This window comes from Bradyrhizobium sp. SZCCHNR1017, assembly GCF_032381375.1.
Taxonomy (GTDB): Bacteria; Pseudomonadota; Alphaproteobacteria; order Rhizobiales; family Xanthobacteraceae; genus Bradyrhizobium.
Genome location: NZ_JAUHIR010000023.1, coordinates 91,224 through 108,468, shown reverse-complemented (window position 1 = coordinate 108,468; position 17,245 = coordinate 91,224). Strand labels below are relative to the sequence as shown.

Genomic DNA, 17,245 nt, shown 5'->3' with positions numbered 1-17,245 from the left:
GGAGAACTGCCGGTGACCACCGCAAAGCCGCCCGCCCGCTACGGCGCTATTTGGGAGCGCGCGTCCGGGCGGCTTTGTTCCACCGAGCTACACCACCTCCGGGGACACGACCACTGAAGGCCTGCGAGCCTCTTCTTGAACTGTCGGCGATATGAGCTGAAGACTTTCTTGAAAGCCAAGACCGAAGCTCGAAACTCGGGAACGAATGTGGGTCAATGCAGCTATTCGCGCAGCCGCCGGTCACTTGGCAGCCGAACAGCCGAATTATTGGCCGCTCCACTTCTATCGACACTTTTATTTTCCGAATCTCTTGCGCCGTTGGGCAAATCGTTGGTTAAGGAGATGCTGGCTCAACCCGAGGAGGCAGCGGTGCCCGAACCGTCAGGACTGACTCCCGCCGGCATTGTTGCGGGTCGCCACCATGCCGTAAAGCTTCATCAGCCCGTCGTAGCGGCTACGTGAGGTCCTCGCGCGCATCGATGGCTAGGCTGCGGAACGCCGCCGACAGGCTGTCGCTGTGATGCTCTCTGGGGACGGCGCCGAACGCCCGCAGCGCGTTCTGCAGGCACTTCGGCAGGTGCGACGAAGCCTCTCGCCGCCGAGTACGACATGGGCCTGCGCAAAGCCGGAGAACGCCAGCCGAAAGCGATAGAGCCGGCGGTAGAGCGTCACGCCTGCGATGGTGGCGCGAAGCGAGTTGGTATCGGTGAAGTCCGATAGGCCAAGCCGCCCGGACTCGTGCTCCTGGCGGAAGATGACGTCCCGCTCGGGGCCATTGAACGCACGCCAGGCCGTGATCGGCCGCTCCGGCGCGCGGCGGACGCGGGGGCTGAGATCGGGATGGCGTGGGCGCAGTTCGTCCAGCACGCCCCCCCCCCCCGGCGCGGCCTTCAGGATCGGCTCGATCTCGGCGTCCCCGGGGCGCCAGGGGAGCAGGCCGCCGGCGGCCCCCTCGGCTCCCGCTTCTGCGAGGGCTGCCGCGGATCGGCCTCGATCCGGTAGGCAGCCGCCGTCGAAAACCCGGCTTTGGCCGTCGCGGCCTCGGCCGATAACGTCGGTCGGCAACTCGTGTATAGCCTCATCTGGCGGTCGGCGATGTGGAGGCCAGGCAGGCCGTCTACCTATCTTGTCGAGACGAATCAAAAGCTTGCGCTAACCACACCCGGCCGCCAGACGGCCTGAAGGGACGCGCCCGCCGGCGCTCTCTCGTCCTGATTGTGGCCGGGTTCTCACCTTGATTGTCGCCGCCGCGCAAGCCGCCACTTCAGCTCAACAATCCGGGTGCGAAGCGACGGTGTCCGACCCGAGATGACTTGAAGCCAACACCCTGTTTCGAAACGAGCAGTTCAGCAGCGTTGAACAGACCCCCGCCGTTCGGCGCGCCCTCCCTGGCAGTTCGCCTTCAAGGTTGCCGCTCCAAGGGAAGAAAGGTAAAAGGTATGTGTGTTCGCTCGTAGGGGCGACCGATTCTTAGACCTTGAACTTCCACCGTGAAGAGTCTTCAGCGCTGCGGAGCTTGGTCCAGAACGCATGCGGCCTCTACACGGTCGACATGACGGAGGTCTGTGATCGATTCATCAGATCAAACCGTTGGCTCTATTACCCCGCCACCCGCAGATTGTCCGAATATGAGAAGCATTTTGATTAACAGCCCGCAAGAGCAGAGGGCGACGGTACGAGGTCGGCCGGATTCCGAAAGCTGCGGTACCCTCGTCGGTCTACTCAGTGGAATACAACGGGGTTATGTTCTTGGCCCGCTACGCGATCCTGCGGAACGCAGGCGCACCGCCGATATTCTAGTATTGCTCGCCGCCGCGTCCCTGCCCTGGTCGACCACTGCGCCGGCAATCTTCATGGCAATCTGGTTGATCGTTCTTTTTTCCGTGATCGATGTCAAGGCTCTACTGGCCCTGCTGCGCCAAGCAGATTGTATCATCCCGATACTTTTCTTCGCACTGGCCGTACTCGGCACGCTTTGGGCACAAAGCCCTTGGTCCGAGCGCCTGCATGGCATCAACCCCGTTTCCAAGCTGCTGGTAATACCGCTATTGATCTATCAGTTCGAACGTTCGTCCCGCGGGCTTTGGGTCGTAGTAGCGTTTCTTGCCTCCTGCACACTGCTTCTTGCCTTTTCCTTTGTAGTGCTGTTCGCACCTTGGCTTAAGATCAGTGTCACGCTTGGCGACGGTGTGCCGGTCAAGAACTACATAGACCAGAGTCAGGAGTTCGCACTTTGCATGGTTGCACTTGCCTCACCAGCTCTGACGTTCGCTAGTGACCGCAAGTGGAGACTGGCGCTCGCCTGCTTGGCTCTCATTTTAGCCTTCTTCGCGAACATGATGTTCGTCGTGTCCGCGCGGACTGCACTGGTCTACACGCCGGTACTGCTGGTGCTGTTCGCGGTACGACACCTTCGTGCGCGGACCGCGGCTCTACTGCTAACTGGAGTAGCCGTTCTGACTGTCGCTGTGTGGTTCACCTCACCTTACCTCCGAGAACGGGTATCCCATATCCCGGTCGAATACCAAGGATATGAGCACAACGAGATCACCTCAACCGCACAGCGTCTCGGCTTTTGGGTACGGTCGTTGAAGTTTATTGTCCAAGCGCCCCTGTTCGGACACGGCACCGGCTCAACTCGGATCCTGTTCGAGCAGGACGCGGCCGGTAAGACCGGGCTCGCCGCAGACGTGGTTAGCAACCCGCATAATCAGACGCTAAACGTGGCAGTCCAGTGGGGCTTTCTCGGCGTCTTAGTGTTGTACGCCATGTGGATCGCGCACCTCCGAATGTTCGGTGTGAAGTCTCTTGCGGCCTTCGCGGGATCACTAGTGGTGGTGCAGAATATGGTGAGCTCGTTGCTAAACTCTCATTTATTCGATTTCCACGAAGGATGGATGTACGTCCTAGGCGTCGGCGTAACCGGCGGTATGGTTCTCCGAGCCAAGCATATGAGCACTGGACCGCAGTTGCTTGACGGAAGCGCACGGGAGCTATCGCCAAATTTTGGTGACGGACGGGCCGGTCAGGCGGAGGCGGTTACGGGCTGACGGTCAGTCGGTTTGGCGATGACCTCTATCCCGTCGTTGAATGTCACACCGAGAACGAGTTTTGGCAACTGGTTGTGGCCATCGAGGCGGCGCCAGCTTTTCTGCGCGCCCTCGAGCAGTTTGAAGACCATCGCGAGCGCGGTCCTGTTGGACAGGCAGCCCTTCGATCGGATCGTGCGATGGCGCACGGTGGCAAAGGTGCTTTCGATGGGATTGGTCGTTCGCAGGTGTTTCCAGTGCTCGGCCGGGAAGTCGTAGAAAGCGAGCAACGCGTCTCGATCCTGGCTCAAGCAGTCAGCCGCCTTCGCGTATTTTAGCGCGTAGCTCTCCACGAACGCGTCGAACGCCAGTTCGGCGATGGCCTTGGTTTCGGCCATCCAGATCTCCTGCAACGCGCGTTTGGCTTTGGGCTGCTGGCTCTTCGGCAACTTGGCAAGCACGTTCGCAGTCTTGTGCACCCAGCAGCGCTGCTCGCGCGTTTTCGGCCGGACCTCGCCGGCGGCTTTCCAGAACCCGAGCGCGCCATCGGCGATGACGAGCCGCGGCGACACATCGAGCCCGCGCCGCTTCAGATCGAGCAGCAGATCGCGCCAGTCCTGCGCGCTCTTGCGGGCGTCATCGGTGAAGCCGACCAGTTCCTTGCGGCCTTCCGGCGTCGCGCCGATCAGCACCAGGATGCACTGCTTTTCGTCTTCGAGGCGCGCCTGGAGATAGATGCCATCGGCCCAGATGTAGACGTAGCGCTTGGCCGACAGATCGCGCCTTTGCCACGTAGCGTGCTCGTCGAGCCAACCGTCCTTCAGACGTCCGATGCGGATGCCGACAACCCGGCAGCATCCTTGCCGAGCAGCGCCGCCAGTGCATCGGAGAAGTTGCCGGTCGAGATCCCCTTCAGGTAAAGGTCGGTAGCAGCGTCTCGATCGACTTCGATCGGCGCATATAGGGCGGCAGGATCGACGGCGAGAACCGGATACGCTCGGGATCGGCGGCGGCCGCCTCGCGATCGCGCACACGCGGCTGGCGGACGGCGACCGGACCGATACCAGTCATCACCTCCCGCTCCGGCAGGTGACCGCGCCGGACGACGCGCTGGTGGAAGTCGGCGGTCTTCAAATCGGAATGCTTGCCGAGAAAGTCTGCCACCTCGGCCTCGACCGCCCGGGCCAACAAAGTGCGCGCCCCATTGCGCAAGATTTCGGTGAGTTGGTCGTCGACGTTTCCTGGCTCAATCAGCTTGATGATGTTATCTTTAGACACGGCATATCGCTCCTTCGGTGGAGAAGTGGAGGCGTCAAGCACCCCCGCGATATGCCGCCTTTCCGATTCCCGACGTCACCAACTTTCGGCGATAGCTCAGCGCACGGGAAGCCGCTGACTAATCCGTTCATATATTCCGGGCAGACCAGAGCGCTGGAAGTGATCGAATACAGACGCGAGCAGACCGACCGACTGACCTGCGTCAGACCCGGACCAGGTTCCGGCAACACTTCTCACGGCCATCTCCGACCAACGCAACCGCGGCCGACTCAGCGAACGCACTTGGTAGCTAGATCCTAGCGGCCGAAGATGAGTGTCTTTATCCGCTGCTGAACGTCGTACCGGACGAACGAATTCAAAATATCTAGTGCCCTAAGTCGAATTCCGAACAGAAGCGCCTGTTTGTTCGGCCACCCGGCTATGAAATCTAGGTAATCCTCTCTCGAGAACCCTTCACACGAGGCAGCGAGGCACATTGACTCAAAATTGCCTCCCCACTGCGCCATGGTTTCTATGGCGAACAGCCGATGGTGCAGCGTCGGTTGCGCAGCTGCATATCGCGCCAGATAAAACAAAATGAGAGAGTTATCAGCCCGACCGGACACCTTCACGCCCGGAAATATCTCTACTAGCTCATCGAGCGTTCGAATCTTCCAAAAATTTCTCAGGAGCCGCGCATACTCCATTGCATAAATAGCTTGATTCCGAGACGAGCTGAAGCTCATGTTCGTTCCGCGACGTGTCAAGCGATAGTTAGTCAGCCGCTCTTCAATTATATGAATCTCGTAACCCGCGATCGCCAATCGCACCCACATTTCCAGGTCTTGGAGCTGTATATAGCGGCCGTCCAGCAACCCGAGAGAGTCGAAACATTCTTTGCGCACCATGGCGCTGGAAGCGCAAAATGCGTTGCCGGAATGGAAGAAATGGCGGAGCCAAGCCGTGCGGCTGCGATTCGTGACGTCGAACCGCGACATATGGCGGTTCGTGCGATCGCGCCACGGCTTTCCATCATCATCGATCAGATTCACGAGCGTGAACACCACCCCGCAGGCGGGCGCAGTTGCGAGGTAGTCGATTTGCTTCTCTAGCTTCTCTGCCTCCCAGGTGTCATCAGAGTTCAAAATGGCTATGCAGTCGCCCCGGCACTCGCTTAGCCCACGCATGGTCGCGGGCCCACCGACATTACGTTCGCCCTCAATCAGCCGAATTGCTGGATTGCCAACCGATCTTGCAACCGCAAGAGACTTGTCGGTCGAACCGTCGTCAATAACGACCACCTCGTCCGGAGGCACGGTCTGGTTGATAGCGCTTATCAATGTCCCCCGAACGAAATTTTCATGATTGTAAAGAGGGACAAAAGCGCTGACAGATGGAGGCATTTCAACTATCTTACCGTGTGCTAGTGTCTCGATCCAATTTGCCTGACTGGAGCAGCAACCTTATGTCGAAAGAACTTGACGCCTTCAACGCCGACGGATTTTTCGTCGCGAGAGAACTATTGGACAAAGAGGCAATCGCACAGTTCCTGCATTCGATGAAAAAGACGATCGAAGACCAGTTACGGGGTGTGTCGGCTCCCGGAGAGCATAACGATGTCTTCTCTGCTCTCAAAGCTCTCCATGGCGCGGATATCGACCGATATAAAAGAGTGCTTGGCGCGCTTTGGCGTAAGGAGGAGACACACAGGTTAGCCCATCATCACAACATAGTAAACTTTCTAAAGGGCAAGTTCGGCTGGACTGACATTTTTCTCCCCGGTGGGCACGTCGTGCACATTATGGCGCACGAGCTTAGGATTCCGAACGGATATTTCGGGTTTGTTACACACCAGGACTTTCCTTCCGTTCAAGGCAGTCTGGATGGGGTCGTTGTGTGGTTTCCGTTAGTGGACGTGAACAAGGACAACTTTCCGTTGGAGGTCATCCCGCGCACACACAAGCTCGGGGTGCTGCCGACTATCAAACACGGCACGTCGACGTCCGAAGTTGAGCCGGAGTTCTACAACCAATCTGATTTTGTTCCAGTCGAAGTCAATGTCGGCGACGTAATCTTTATGTCCGTTTTTACAGTTCACCGCAGTTCCCTTGAAGGAAAGCTCGGCAACTGCCGTATCGCGATCTCCACACGGTTCGACAACGGCGATGAGCCGACCTTTGTAGATCGCGCCTATCCGACCGCTTACATCCGGTCGGTTGCTCGCGAGCAATATTACGATAACTTTCCAACGCAAGAGCAGATCGAGGCCACTTTCCGCCGGACGTGGAGTAACAACTAGGGGCGCGGTCGAAACACGCTTCATCGTTCGTCGACGACTGGCGCGGCTTGGCCGTTAGCTTCCAAACGCACTGGCCGCCGAACGATTTCCAGCCACTCCAGTCATCGCGCCGCGCTTCGACTGCGAAGACTAGCGATCAAAAGATGCCAACGTTCCAGAGGCGCCCTATGTCCCAGCGTGTTGCGATTATGCAGCCATACTTTTTTCCCTATGCAGGTTATTTCCGGCTCTTTGCAGCAGCGGATCTATTCGTAGTTCTGGACTGCGTTCAGTTTCCGCGGCGAGGCTACGTACATCGCAATAGGATCACGAGCAGCCGAGAGCAGCCGGACTGGCTGACACTTCCACTGGAGAAAGGCGACCGCGACTCCACCCGCATTTGCGATCTTAGATTCCCTCCCTCTGCGCGAGAGGCGCTGATTGAACAATTCCGCCGGTTCCCGTGCTTGTTGAACCTGCAAGCGCGAGCCCCCGACTTAAGCTGCTCGGTCTTAGATTTCACGCGCTCGCCGACGGACTATCTGGTCGAAAACTTAAGGAATACAACCAAGATGCTGGGCCTCTCGCGACCCATTGTTCTCTCAAGCGCTCTTGATGTACCTTCCGAGCTCAAAGCTCAGGATCGAATAATTGAAATTGCAAGGCGAGTCGGCGCACAACACTATATCAACCCGCCAGGGGGACGGGCACTCTATGAGGCCGCCCCGTTCGCTCGAGCAGGGCTAACTCTCAACTTTCTGTCTGACTATCAAGGCTCATCCAAGAGCATACTAGAGAGACTGCTGACAGAGAATTGCGCTGATATTCTCGGCGAGATTAGTCAGAAGACGCAGCTTGATCGCGTGACTCCCTGACCTATTGCGAGCGTGCACGACTCGAACGACTGAGGCTACGGAACAATACGGCTTCGTTTAGCGGCACAATCTCACTGCTTCCCGTTTTGACAAGAGACTTGGACGGCACGTCTCCACTTAGGCACGCACCATGATTGATCCAACTAACTTCACCAATCTTCGTGTTGTTCGCAAGAGTTGTATTCACACCAATAAAGACATGATCGCCTATTTGACACCATCCTGAGACAACAACATGGGATGTCAGAAAGCAGTGATTCCCGATCTTCGAGTGATGGCCAATGTGGTTGCCGCTCCAGAGAACGACGTTGTCGCCGATGGTTACAAAAGGCTGGATGGTGTTGTCTTCGAAGACAAAGCAATGTTCGCCGACTAGGACATTGCGCCACACGAACGCACGACTGCTAATATAGCTCGCTAGTCTGTAACCTTTTGCCTTCGCCTTTGCACAAATCTCTTGCCGCAAGCGGTTAAGCTTAGCGTAGACAATCGCGGCAAAGAAATCGGCCTCTTCGGGCCTAACAACCGTCTCGATGTCCTCGAAGGCAATAACCGGAAGACCAAATTTTTCTGTTTCCTTAAGGTATGCTCTGTCAACGGTGAACGCTACGATCTCGTAAGCTGAGTCGTGCGTAAAGTACTCATACGCAATGTCTGCAAAATCCTCTGTACCGAAAAGCACGAGCTTCTTTGTTTTTGCGACAGCTGTGGGCACGATATCTCTCTCCCGAAAAGCGCCATAACGAGTGAATTCACGAAGAAGAGGATCTACTCGGATACAGATCTTATGACCGTAGCAATAGCCTCTACTCTTTCATCAGAAAGTCCGGGATAGATAGGCAGGCATAGTACTCTGGAGGCCGCATCGTTCGCGTTGGGCAGATTGGCTGGTTGGGCCGAATAATCGTCGCGGTACATTGGGAAATTTGAGATAAGCGGGAAGAAGTATCGCCGTGCACGAATATCATGGTCTGCAAGCTTCTGAAATAGCTGGTCTCGGCTGAGAGGATAGTCGGAGTTGACGAGAATGGGAAAGTACCCTCCGTTCCCTGTGACTTCTCTGGGCGGAGCTAAACATCGGATGCCCCGGATCTCACGAAGCAGATCCCGATACCTCGCGTCGATCTCCCTTCGGCGGGCCAGTGCTGCGTCTATGTATCGTAGCTGAAGCAGGCCGAATGCCGCATTAATTTCGCTCATCTTCCCGTTAAGTCCGGAAGTTACGACCGTGACTTCGTCGGTAATGCCGAAGTTCTTAAGATGATCAATGTGCTGCTTCATCCTCTCGTCGGGCGAGATAATCGCTCCCCCTTCAAACGTATTGAAGACCTTCGTCGCATGGAAACTCAGGACCGAGAGATCACCGTGACGCAAGATACTGCCTGCGCGGTCGGTGACACCAAATGCATGCGCAGCATCATAGATAACCTTCAAATGATGCTTGTCGGCCACAGCTTGGATAGCTCTGACGTCGCAAGGGTGTCCGTAGCAATGAACGGGCAGGATTGCAGTCGTGTCCTCCACGATCGCGGCTTCAATTCTCGATGGATCCAAATTCAGCGAGACTGGATCGACATCGACAAAGATGGGTCTAATGCTATTCCAAACGAGAGAGTGGCTGGTGGCAACGAACGAATACGGCGAGGTGATAACGCTCCCTTTTATGCCCGCCGCTTGAAGGGCGACGACCAGGGCGATTGTTCCGTTCGTAAAGAGCGATATCTGCGTTACGCCCAGATACTCGCACAACGCCTTTTCGAGTTGCTGGTGAAATGGTCCGCTGTTGGTGAGAACCTTAGATTCCCAAATCGACTTCAGATACGGCACGAACTCATCAAGTGGCGGAAGGAACGGCCGCGTAACGAGGACTGGATCGGGCTTCGTCATGATTGTTGCGCTGCCGGCGTCTCAAGAGGGTGATTTTCAGGCACTGGTCAATGCCAGCGCATGATCAACGCATGGTCACAAGCGCTTTGGACGGGTAGAGAGCGCACTTTTCGACGAGCACCTCACCGCGGTCAAATACTTCCTTGAAGGCGATCGCTTCGCCGGGAGACTCGGCCCAAGTTAGCTCGTCGAGCAGAATGACACTTCCCGATAGGAGATGCGGCTTGATGGCGTTGAGCGCCGCCCTTGTTGGCTTGTACAGGCCCATATCAAAATAGGCGAACGCAACGAGAGCCTCCGGATGATCCGAGAAGTATTGCGGCGCGGTCTCTTCAACATCACCGACAACGAGGCGATGCATACCTCTCACCTGCCCCAGGACATTGCTGCCCTCATGGCATTCCAGCAGCTCCCGAAGATAGTCTACATAGCTTGTCCCAGTACTGTAGGACCTTTCCGCCCAGACCTCGCTCGGCCTATCTTTATCGCTGAACCCACTGTACCCATTGAAGGTATCGAACCCAACGATCGTGCGCTGCTTGTTGAAGGGCTCGTTAATCGCTCGAAGGTTTTCAAGCATGATGAGGTTCTGCCCCCACCACGTCCCAAACTCCAAAAACTGGCCAGGAAGGTGTTTGACCCGTTGATAGATGTCATTCAGTACCAGGTATTTCACGAGCACAGAGCTTCTCGTATACATACCGATATTGAACAGCCTCTCGTCGATCGGCAGCGGACTGCGCTCAAATAGCTCGATGAGCCTACGGCGGTAGCTCTGCTGTTCTTCCGACGCAGTCGTCTCGATTTGAAAGGTTCTTTGCTGTTCGGAACTCATCTGGTCAGCTCGTTGATGATTGGGCAGGGAGAGAGGGCGACTTTTGGCTCCAGGAACGGGATAATCTAAGGTTGCATCGCTAGACTGACACGATTCCGCTAAATGGTTGCGCGCGCAAGACTTAAATGGATCGCCCGTGTGACGTTCAGAGATCCGATTCCTGGTTGAAAATCCGTTGGAAGCAGAATACTACCTAATGCGCGCGTGGCGTGCCATGCAACAAAAATATGCTCCAGGTGCAAGAGTTGGCCCCCACCCTCTGTTGGCAGCGAAGCATGTTCGGAAGGGAAAGATGGCTTGGAAGAAATTGGGGCGCACATTCTGCTTGCCTGCGTCCGACGCCCGCCCTCGCACTCACGTTCAGGGGCCCGTTGCAATTGCCCTCACAGATCGAGTGCGGGTATATCTTGCAGCGCGAGACAGCAATGGTAGGAGCTACCCCCTCTTTGTCGACGTGTCCCTAGAGGATCCGACGAGGGTGCTCCAGGTTCACGATCAGGCCATAATCCCTTACGGTCATATCGGGATGTTCGATGATGATGGAATAATGCCAGCATGTGCAATGAGCGTCGAGGACGAGATCTGGCTTTATTATAGCGGCTGGAACCAGCGTGTAACTATACCTTACCACAACACAACCGGGCTGGCAAAAAGCTTCGACGGAGGCATTACGTTTGTCCGCGCCTTCGATGGACCGATCCTTGATCGAACCCACCTCGAGCCTTGGATGTCTGTTACCCCTTGGGTGATCCGGTCCCATTCTCTTTGGAGGATCTGGTACGTCTCAGGCCTTCGTTGGGTTCAGATCGACGGCAGGTTAGAGCCTGTATACGGCATCAAGTACGGCGAGTCCGACGACGGAATTCATTGGAGGCGCCCTGGGGACCTCGTCATTCCGCAGCGGCATCCGAATGAGGCAATTGCTCGTCCCACTGTGATCGAAGTCGGCGGCGCTTACCACATGTGGTACTGCTTTAGAGATTCAGTGGACTTCAGGGACGGGGCGGGCAGCTATCGCATCGGCTATGCGTTCTCTCCCAATGGTCGAGAATGGCAGCGAGCCGATCATCTTGCCGGGATTGATCGCTCGGCCGAGGGATGGGACTCCACCATGCTCTGCTACCCCTATCTATTGGGGACTCAGAACCGCATCTACCTCTTCTACAATGGCAATGGTTTCGGACAGACGGGCTTCGGCTGCGCTGTTTGGGAAGGAGAGCTGCCTTCTCCATGATCACTCCACTTCCAAATCCACCTGCTCCGACTTCCATTTCGTTCTGGCGACGGCTACATCAAACGCGGCAGCGTCTGCACGCATTGGAGGTGTCGACGGCCAATGTTACGGACAGCTCTCGGTCCCTTCCGGGGTCACCTCGTCCCAAAGTAAGCGTAATGTTGATCACGTACAATCATGAGCAATACGTAGCGGAGGCCCTCGATAGCATTTTGTCCCAGGAACGAGATTTCGAAATCGAGATCAACGTGATTGATGACGCGTCTACTGATAGAACGCAATCGATCGTTTCGAACTATGCGGGGCACCACCCTGGAATCATCAACTGCTATTTCAATGCTACCAATGTCGGGCACATTCACACACAGCTGAATACGATTCGAGGATTCCAAACACTCCGAGGCGAGTATTTTGCCATCCTCGAGGGAGACGATTACTGGACAGATACTGGCAAGCTCGCAGAACAAGTCCGTATTTTAGACCAGAACAAGCAATATGTCGCGTGCGCACACTGGGTGCTGAAGGTCTACGAGGATGGCCGCCCAAGCGAGCATTTCTTCCCGTACAAGGGCTTTGGTCGAAATGTTGCGAAGCTCGCTGATCTGGTGCGAATGGCAGGCGTTTATCACCTGAGCAGCATTGTCTATCGAAACGTGTTCGGACTTTCACCGCCGTTAGCTCTAGCTGATCCATACAGCTGCGAAATTACTATCAACATGATGTACGGCATGTACGGTGATTTCTACTGCATCGACCGATATATGTCGAATTATCGCGTCCACGGACAGGGACACTTTTCCGGCCGCAGCTCCGAGGATCTTTGGTTGTTCCATCTTCATGGATACCGCCACTTCTCACTTTACATGGGATGGCGATATTGGGAGATCTTTGTAGGAGCTGTTGTAGGCTTTTCGCGTTACGTCCTGCTCGCTCCAAAACGGAAGATCGTTTCCCATTTGACATGGAAAGCAAAAGCGCTGTTCTGGACGCATCTACTCGTGGTTGCGCCGCTGTATCTCTATTTCTTCTTAAAGCGCCTCGCCTCCGCATTGTTCTCGCGCTCGATCGACTACGCCAGCGACGTACCGGAGTATTCTTGGCGGCGTGTGAAGGACAAAATAGTTGAGCGCTGGCCTTTGGCATTGGCTTTATCACGAATGCTGAAGAAGACCCGCCCCGCCCTTCGCTTCGGTTCAGTTGGCGACGCGCGATCGTCGTCCTATTCCTTGCAACGTCTAAAGGACCGGATAGTCGAACGATGGCCCATCGTGTTGGTATTTTATCATCGCCTTAAGCGAAAGCGTTCGGTTTGACGATTCTGTTCTATAGATAGTCGGCTGCGCCGACCAATATGATGCCGTACATTGGCTGATTACTCATGCCGTCAGTCGCAATTTTGCTAGCTACCAGGAATGGTGAGCGGCATCTGGCCTCCCAGCTTCTCTCCTACGAGAGACAAACAATTGGAAGTTGGGATCTTTACGTGTCTGATGATGGATCTTCGGATAGAACAATCTCTCTAATCGAAGAATTCGCGCAGAGACACAGTCGCAAAGTATCTTTTAGGCATGGCCCTCAGCTGGGCTATTCGCATAACTTCATGTCGTTGGCTTGCGACCTATCGATTGATGCCGACTTCTTTTCGTTTAGTGATCAAGATGATGTATGGGCGGATGATAAGCTCGAGCGAGCACTTGAATGGTTGACTGGCGTTCCGGCAGATAGCCCGGCTGTCTACTTTACTCGTACGGCTCTGATAGATGGAAATGGACGTCACATCGGGCTCTCACCGCTATTTCGGCGCCCTCCGAGCTTTCGAAATGCTCTCGTCCAAAATATCGGCGGAGGCAACACCATGTGCTTCAATAGAGCCGCGCGCCAGCTTCTCGTCGAATTTGGTTGTCGAGATCCCGTTTCCCATGACTGGTGGGTGTATTTGACCGTGACGGGCGCGGGCGGTCTGGCTCGATATGATCCGGTCCCTTCGATAGAGTACCGCCAGCATGCCGAGAACCTCATCGGAGCGGGCGGCGGCTGGCTTGCCCGGATGACCAGATTTCGCGAGTTGGCCGCCGGGAGGGTAAGCCGGTGGAATGCAGCTAATCTAAAGGCGTTGGGCATAGCTGAAGATCATTTATCTCCAGAGAACCAAGAGACTGTTCGGCTATTTTCTAAGGCACGTGATGCGGCTAGGCCATTTAGTTTACTCTATCTGTACCGCTCCGGCGTATATCGACAGTCTTGGCTAGATCAATTGGGACTCTACTTGGCAGCGTTAATAGGAAGAATTTGAGATCCGTACTTGTTATATGTAAGCGTATTGCCGAGGCCCTTGAGATTGTCTGTGGCCGTTTTGTGAGCATCGCTAGAAGAGTCATCTTCTGGAAGGGAAGCTCACAATGGACGACCATTCTGACGACATGAGACGACCTTTGCCGCCCCGTATCGAAGTGTATGCTGGCGCGGGTCGGAAGCGTTGGCCTGATGATTTGAAGGCGCAGATCGCCGCGGAGAGCCTTGAGCCAGGCGCGGTTGTAACGGATATCGCCCGCCGCCACGGCTGCCGCTCCCAACAGGTGCATAACTGGCGGCGCCGGGCGCGATTGGGGCAACTGGTGCTGCCGGCTTCGGCGGAGACATCGTCGTTCGTACCTTTGGTGTCGGAATCGCCGCCACCGGCGGCTGCGGAGCCCTCCGGATCGGCGGAGGCTGTCGTTGTTACGGTTGAGTTCCTGGGGGCACGGGTGGAGGTGCGCGGAGCGCCTGGGCTTGCAGTGCTGAGCGATGTGTTTGTGGCATTGCGCCGGATGTGTTCATGCTGACGGCGCCTGCGGGCCTCATGATCTATGTTGCCACCCGACCTGTCGACTTCCGGAAGGCCGCGGATGGTCTGGCCCTGCTGGCGAAGGAGACGCTGGGCCAAGATCCGATGAAGGGCGTGGCGGTGGTTTTCCGTGCGAAGCGCGCCGATCGGGTGAAGATCGTCGTCTGGGACGGCAGTGGCCTTGTACTGTCTTGGAAGCGGCTCGAGGGCAGCGCCTTCAAGTGGCCGCCAGTCGTGGACGGCGTCATGCGGATGAACAGCACGCAGTTGGCGGCGCTTCTGGCCGGCATGGATTGGACGCGCATGCACGCGCCTCGAATCCCGCAGCCGAAAGCACTTGCGTAAGATAGAAATCTTCGCTGCATCGGAGCGCGAAGCATGGCAGACTTGGGGCAATGAGTGATTTGCCTGATGAGCTGCCGAGCGATCCGGCCGAGCTGCGCGCCTTTGCCGCGGCTCTGCTGGACCGCTGCGCCCGGATCGAGCGGTTTCTCAAGCTTGCGAAGGATGCTCAGTTCGGTCGCTCCTCGGAAAAGCTGGACGCGGACGAAGCTGCCGAGGATCGCGCCAATCCCAGAACCCGCGAGAGGAGAGCTGCCGCGCGCAGGGCCAATCGCGGTCAGTTGCCGGAGCATTTGCCGCGCATCGTCGAGACCTTGAAGCGCGCTGCAACCTGGTACCCGTCCTGCGAAGGCGATCTCATTGAGATCGGTCACGATGAGAGCCAGAGGCTGGACGTCGTACCGGCGCAATATCGCGTCATCGTCACCCGCCGGCCCAAGCTGGCCTGCCGCGTCTGCCATGGCGTCGTCCTTCAGCACGCCGCGCCGGAACGATTTATCAAGGGAGGACTGCCGGCCGAGCGGCTGGTCGCGCATGTCATTGACGCAAAGTATCACTGGCATTTGCCGCTTCACCGCCAGGCGCAGATGCTGGCGACCCACGGCATATCGCTCGACCGTTCCACGCTCGCATTCTGGATCGGCTACGCCGCCCAGGAGCTGAAGCCTCTGTGACATCGCCTGCGCGAGCTTCTGCTCGCCTCTCCGAAGCTCTGCGTCGATGAGACCCCGGCGCCGGTGCTGGATCCCGGGCGCGGCCGGACCAAGACCGGCTACTTCTGGGCGCTGTCGCGCGATGACAGGCCTTGGGCCGGACCTGATCCGCCCGGGGCGTTTATGCCTATGCACCGGGCCGCGGCGCAGTTTATGGCTTGAGACTGCTCGGAGGCTATCGCGGCATCATCCACTGCGATGGTTATGAGGCCTACAAGACCATGACCCGGGAGACGCGTGCGGACGCGCTGTCCGGCACGCTCGCCTTCTGCTGGTCGCATCTGCGGCGTCAATTTGTGAAGATCGAGCGCGAGGCACATTGCCTCGCCAGAAAGTTCCCGAATCATGACTGTTGCCTCCCTTGAGTTGCTCCCGCGCCGGGAGCCGGGCGGAGGGCCGAATGAGGCGGATCAGCATGGCGACAAGGGACGAGTTGCTGGCAGCGGTGAGCGAACGCTACAGAGGAAGCAATCGGGCTGACAAGAAGAGGATCATCGACGAGTTTGCCGCTGCGGCAGGTTAGCACCGGAAGCACGCAATGCGCGTATTGCGTGCCGGTCCGGCCCAAAGCAACCGTGAGGCACCACGGCCGTCACGGCGCATCTACGGCGAAGCCGAGCGCGGGGCGCTGATTGTGCTTTGGGAAGCGTCGGACCGAGTATGCGGCAAGCGCTTGAAGGCGATCATACCGACACTGATCGAGGCGATAGAGCGCCACGGCCATCTAACGCTCACCGCCCAAGTACGTACATCTCTCTTGCGGGTGAGCGCGGCCACGATTGATCGAGCGCTGCGACCACAGCGCGAGCAGACCGTGCTGGTGGATGTACTCGCGAGGTCCGCCGTAGACTTCCATTCCCGTTGCTGGGATTCGACACCGACAACGATACAGTGTTCATCAACGAGACAGTGCGTGACTACTGCGCGACTGAGAAGATCGAGTTCACGCGATGTCGGCCGTATCGTAAGAACGATCAGGCGCACGTTGAGCAGAAGAACGGCGACACCGTTCGGCGAATGGTCGGATATCGCCGATACGAAGGGATCGCGGCAGCCGAACAACTCGCGAAGCTCTACGCGCCGGCTCGACTGTTCGTGAATGCCTTCCAGCCGTGCTTCAAGCTCGCTGAGAAGACGCGCAACGGCGCCCAGGTGAAGAAGCGCTATCACAAGCCGCTGACGCCGTGGGACCGACTGCTCACTGATGGTCGTGTGGACGCCGTATCGCGCGAGCGGATTGCCGAGCCTCGTGCCGATCTCGATCCGATCCGGCTATTGGCAGAGATACGCAGCACGCAACGAGCACTTGTTACGCTCGCGGACGTGGCGGACAACGCGTCGATCGCGACCTCGAGGTCGGGGCCGACGGTGCCGCTCGACAGCTTCGTCGCCGGGCTGCGCACCGCCTGGCTAGGTGGGGAGATTCGTTCGACATCTCAGCCGAAGCTGAAAGCAAAGCGCGGCCGGCGCCGTCCCGACCCTCTCGTCGCTGTGACCAATGATCTGCATTCCTGGTTCGACGCCGATCCGTCCTTGTCCGGTCGTCAGTTGCTCGACCGATTGCAGGCCGAGCACCCCGGAGAATATCCGGACGGGCTTGTACGCACAGTGCAACGGCGCCTGAAGATCTGGCGTAGCGCCATGGCACATGAACTCGTGTTCGGGCGAGATCCGGGAGCCTCCGAAGCTGCTCCCGCAGACGCACAGCGTCCGGAGCCAACATCAGCCGTAGGTTTGCAAACCTAAAGTCCATCCGGATGGACCGAGCGTGGCGTCGTGCTCGTCACCGTCAAGGTGTGGCCTGTCGACTTCGGCGCCAGCCTCCAGGTCGATCCGACGGCCAACCTTGACGGCGCCCGCGCGCGCCGCCATCGGGCTGCCATGCCGGAAAGGACAATTGCGCGATGCGCGGCATCGCGTCACTTGACAGGAAAAAACGAAAATCGGCTCGGGAACAACTTGGGTGAGGCA

Annotated in this window: 13 protein-coding genes and 3 pseudogenes; 10 read left to right on the top strand and 6 right to left on the bottom strand. The window is 57.3% G+C overall.

Translation table 11 applies throughout. The features are described 5' to 3' along the window. Window positions 1–483 precede the first annotated feature (483 nt). On the bottom strand, window positions 484–867 hold the full coding sequence (locus QW863_RS33645; RefSeq protein ID WP_315718558.1) for a hypothetical protein: 384 nt from the start codon (window positions 865–867) through the stop codon (window positions 484–486). Window positions 868–1,853: 986 nt separating this feature from the next. Here QW863_RS33645 and QW863_RS33640 point away from each other — a divergent pair. After that, a complete protein-coding gene (locus QW863_RS33640) occupies window positions 1,854–3,050 on the top strand; it encodes an O-antigen ligase family protein (RefSeq protein WP_315718559.1) in 1,197 nt (398 codons plus the stop codon). On the opposite strand, the pseudogene QW863_RS33635 reads toward QW863_RS33640, so the two are convergent. Beyond that, window positions 3,026–4,307, bottom strand: a pseudogene (locus tag QW863_RS33635) (IS256 family transposase). The gene QW863_RS33640 and the pseudogene QW863_RS33635 sit on opposite strands and share 25 nt — an antisense overlap. A 296-nt stretch (window positions 4,308–4,603) precedes the next feature. Further along, window positions 4,604–5,689 carry a glycosyltransferase family 2 protein gene (locus QW863_RS33630; protein ID WP_315718560.1) on the bottom strand — a complete coding sequence of 362 codons (1,086 nt, stop codon included), beginning with the start codon at window positions 5,687–5,689 and terminating at the stop codon, window positions 4,604–4,606. A gap of 62 nt (window positions 5,690–5,751) precedes the next feature. Here QW863_RS33630 and QW863_RS33625 point away from each other — a divergent pair, with 62 nt between their 5' ends. Together QW863_RS33625 and QW863_RS36080 are read left to right on the top strand one after the other, a co-directional pair. Beyond that, entirely contained in the window at window positions 5,752–6,585 is an 834-nt protein-coding gene (locus QW863_RS33625) for a phytanoyl-CoA dioxygenase family protein (RefSeq protein WP_315769917.1), read from the top strand. A gap of 143 nt (window positions 6,586–6,728) precedes the next feature. Continuing rightward, the gene (locus tag QW863_RS36080; protein ID WP_409998354.1) at window positions 6,729–7,439 is read left to right on the top strand and encodes a WbqC family protein; all 711 of its coding nucleotides are present in this window, start codon (window positions 6,729–6,731) and stop codon (window positions 7,437–7,439) included. 1 nt (window position 7,440) lies between these two features. On the opposite strand, the gene QW863_RS33620 is transcribed toward QW863_RS36080, so the two are convergent. From QW863_RS33620 to QW863_RS33610, 3 genes are all read right to left on the bottom strand, one after another. Next, window positions 7,441–8,154, bottom strand: a complete 714-nt coding sequence (locus tag QW863_RS33620) for an acetyltransferase (RefSeq protein WP_315718562.1) — start codon at window positions 8,152–8,154, stop codon at window positions 7,441–7,443. 53 nt (window positions 8,155–8,207) lie between these two features. Continuing rightward, entirely contained in the window at window positions 8,208–9,326 is a 1,119-nt protein-coding gene (locus QW863_RS33615) for a DegT/DnrJ/EryC1/StrS family aminotransferase (protein WP_315718563.1), read from the bottom strand. A 64-nt stretch (window positions 9,327–9,390) separates the two neighbouring features. Further along, window positions 9,391–10,161 carry a class I SAM-dependent methyltransferase gene (locus QW863_RS33610; RefSeq protein ID WP_315718564.1) on the bottom strand — a complete coding sequence of 257 codons (771 nt, stop codon included), beginning with the start codon at window positions 10,159–10,161 and terminating at the stop codon, window positions 9,391–9,393. A gap of 478 nt (window positions 10,162–10,639) precedes the next feature. Between QW863_RS33610 and QW863_RS33605 the strand changes: the two genes are divergently transcribed. The 7 genes and pseudogenes from QW863_RS33605 (at window position 10,640) to QW863_RS33575 (ending at window position 17,020) form a co-directional block, all read left to right on the top strand. Next, window positions 10,640–11,395: a glucosyl hydrolase gene (locus QW863_RS33605; protein ID WP_315718565.1), complete on the top strand. Its 756-nt coding sequence runs from the start codon at window positions 10,640–10,642 to the stop codon at window positions 11,393–11,395. Further along, window positions 11,392–12,708: a glycosyltransferase family 2 protein gene (locus QW863_RS33600; protein WP_315718566.1), complete on the top strand. Its 1,317-nt coding sequence runs from the start codon at window positions 11,392–11,394 to the stop codon at window positions 12,706–12,708. Before QW863_RS33605 ends, QW863_RS33600 begins: the two co-directional genes overlap by 4 nt. 65 nt (window positions 12,709–12,773) lie before the next feature. Continuing rightward, window positions 12,774–13,688, top strand: a complete 915-nt coding sequence (locus QW863_RS33595) for a glycosyltransferase family 2 protein (RefSeq protein WP_315718567.1) — start codon at window positions 12,774–12,776, stop codon at window positions 13,686–13,688. Between the two features lie 106 nt (window positions 13,689–13,794). Then, the gene (tnpA, locus tag QW863_RS33590; RefSeq protein ID WP_315729395.1) at window positions 13,795–14,217 is read left to right on the top strand and encodes an IS66-like element accessory protein TnpA; all 423 of its coding nucleotides are present in this window, start codon (window positions 13,795–13,797) and stop codon (window positions 14,215–14,217) included. Continuing rightward, window positions 14,211–14,564, top strand: a complete 354-nt coding sequence (tnpB, locus tag QW863_RS33585; RefSeq protein ID WP_315718568.1) for an IS66 family insertion sequence element accessory protein TnpB — start codon at window positions 14,211–14,213, stop codon at window positions 14,562–14,564. Before tnpA ends, tnpB begins: the two co-directional genes overlap by 7 nt. Window positions 14,565–14,614: 50 nt before the next feature. Further along, window positions 14,615–15,591, top strand: a pseudogene (gene tnpC / locus QW863_RS33580) (IS66 family transposase); the annotation flags it as partial. A gap of 83 nt (window positions 15,592–15,674) precedes the next feature. After that, window positions 15,675–17,020: pseudogene (locus QW863_RS33575) on the top strand (ISNCY family transposase). Window positions 17,021–17,245: the final 225 nt, after the last annotated feature.

What these genes read in the sequence shown, in the direction of transcription:
- QW863_RS33640 (WP_315718559.1), top strand. Translation starts at nt 1,854, where the DNA reads ATGGCAATCTGGTTGATCGTTCTTTTTTCCGTGATCGATGTCAAGGCT.
- QW863_RS33630 (WP_315718560.1), bottom strand. Translation starts at nt 5,689, where the DNA reads ATGCCTCCATCTGTCAGCGCTTTTGTCCCTCTTTACAATCATGAAAAT.
- QW863_RS33625 (WP_315769917.1), top strand. Translation starts at nt 5,752, where the DNA reads ATGTCGAAAGAACTTGACGCCTTCAACGCCGACGGATTTTTCGTCGCG.
- QW863_RS36080 (WP_409998354.1), top strand. Translation starts at nt 6,729, where the DNA reads ATGCCAACGTTCCAGAGGCGCCCTATGTCCCAGCGTGTTGCGATTATG.
- QW863_RS33615 (WP_315718563.1), bottom strand. Translation starts at nt 9,326, where the DNA reads ATGACGAAGCCCGATCCAGTCCTCGTTACGCGGCCGTTCCTTCCGCCA.
- QW863_RS33610 (WP_315718564.1), bottom strand. Translation starts at nt 10,161, where the DNA reads ATGAGTTCCGAACAGCAAAGAACCTTTCAAATCGAGACGACTGCGTCG.
- QW863_RS33600 (WP_315718566.1), top strand. Translation starts at nt 11,392, where the DNA reads ATGATCACTCCACTTCCAAATCCACCTGCTCCGACTTCCATTTCGTTC.
- QW863_RS33595 (WP_315718567.1), top strand. Translation starts at nt 12,774, where the DNA reads ATGCCGTCAGTCGCAATTTTGCTAGCTACCAGGAATGGTGAGCGGCAT.
- tnpA (WP_315729395.1), top strand. Translation starts at nt 13,795, where the DNA reads ATGGACGACCATTCTGACGACATGAGACGACCTTTGCCGCCCCGTATC.
- tnpB (WP_315718568.1), top strand. Translation starts at nt 14,211, where the DNA reads ATGCTGACGGCGCCTGCGGGCCTCATGATCTATGTTGCCACCCGACCT.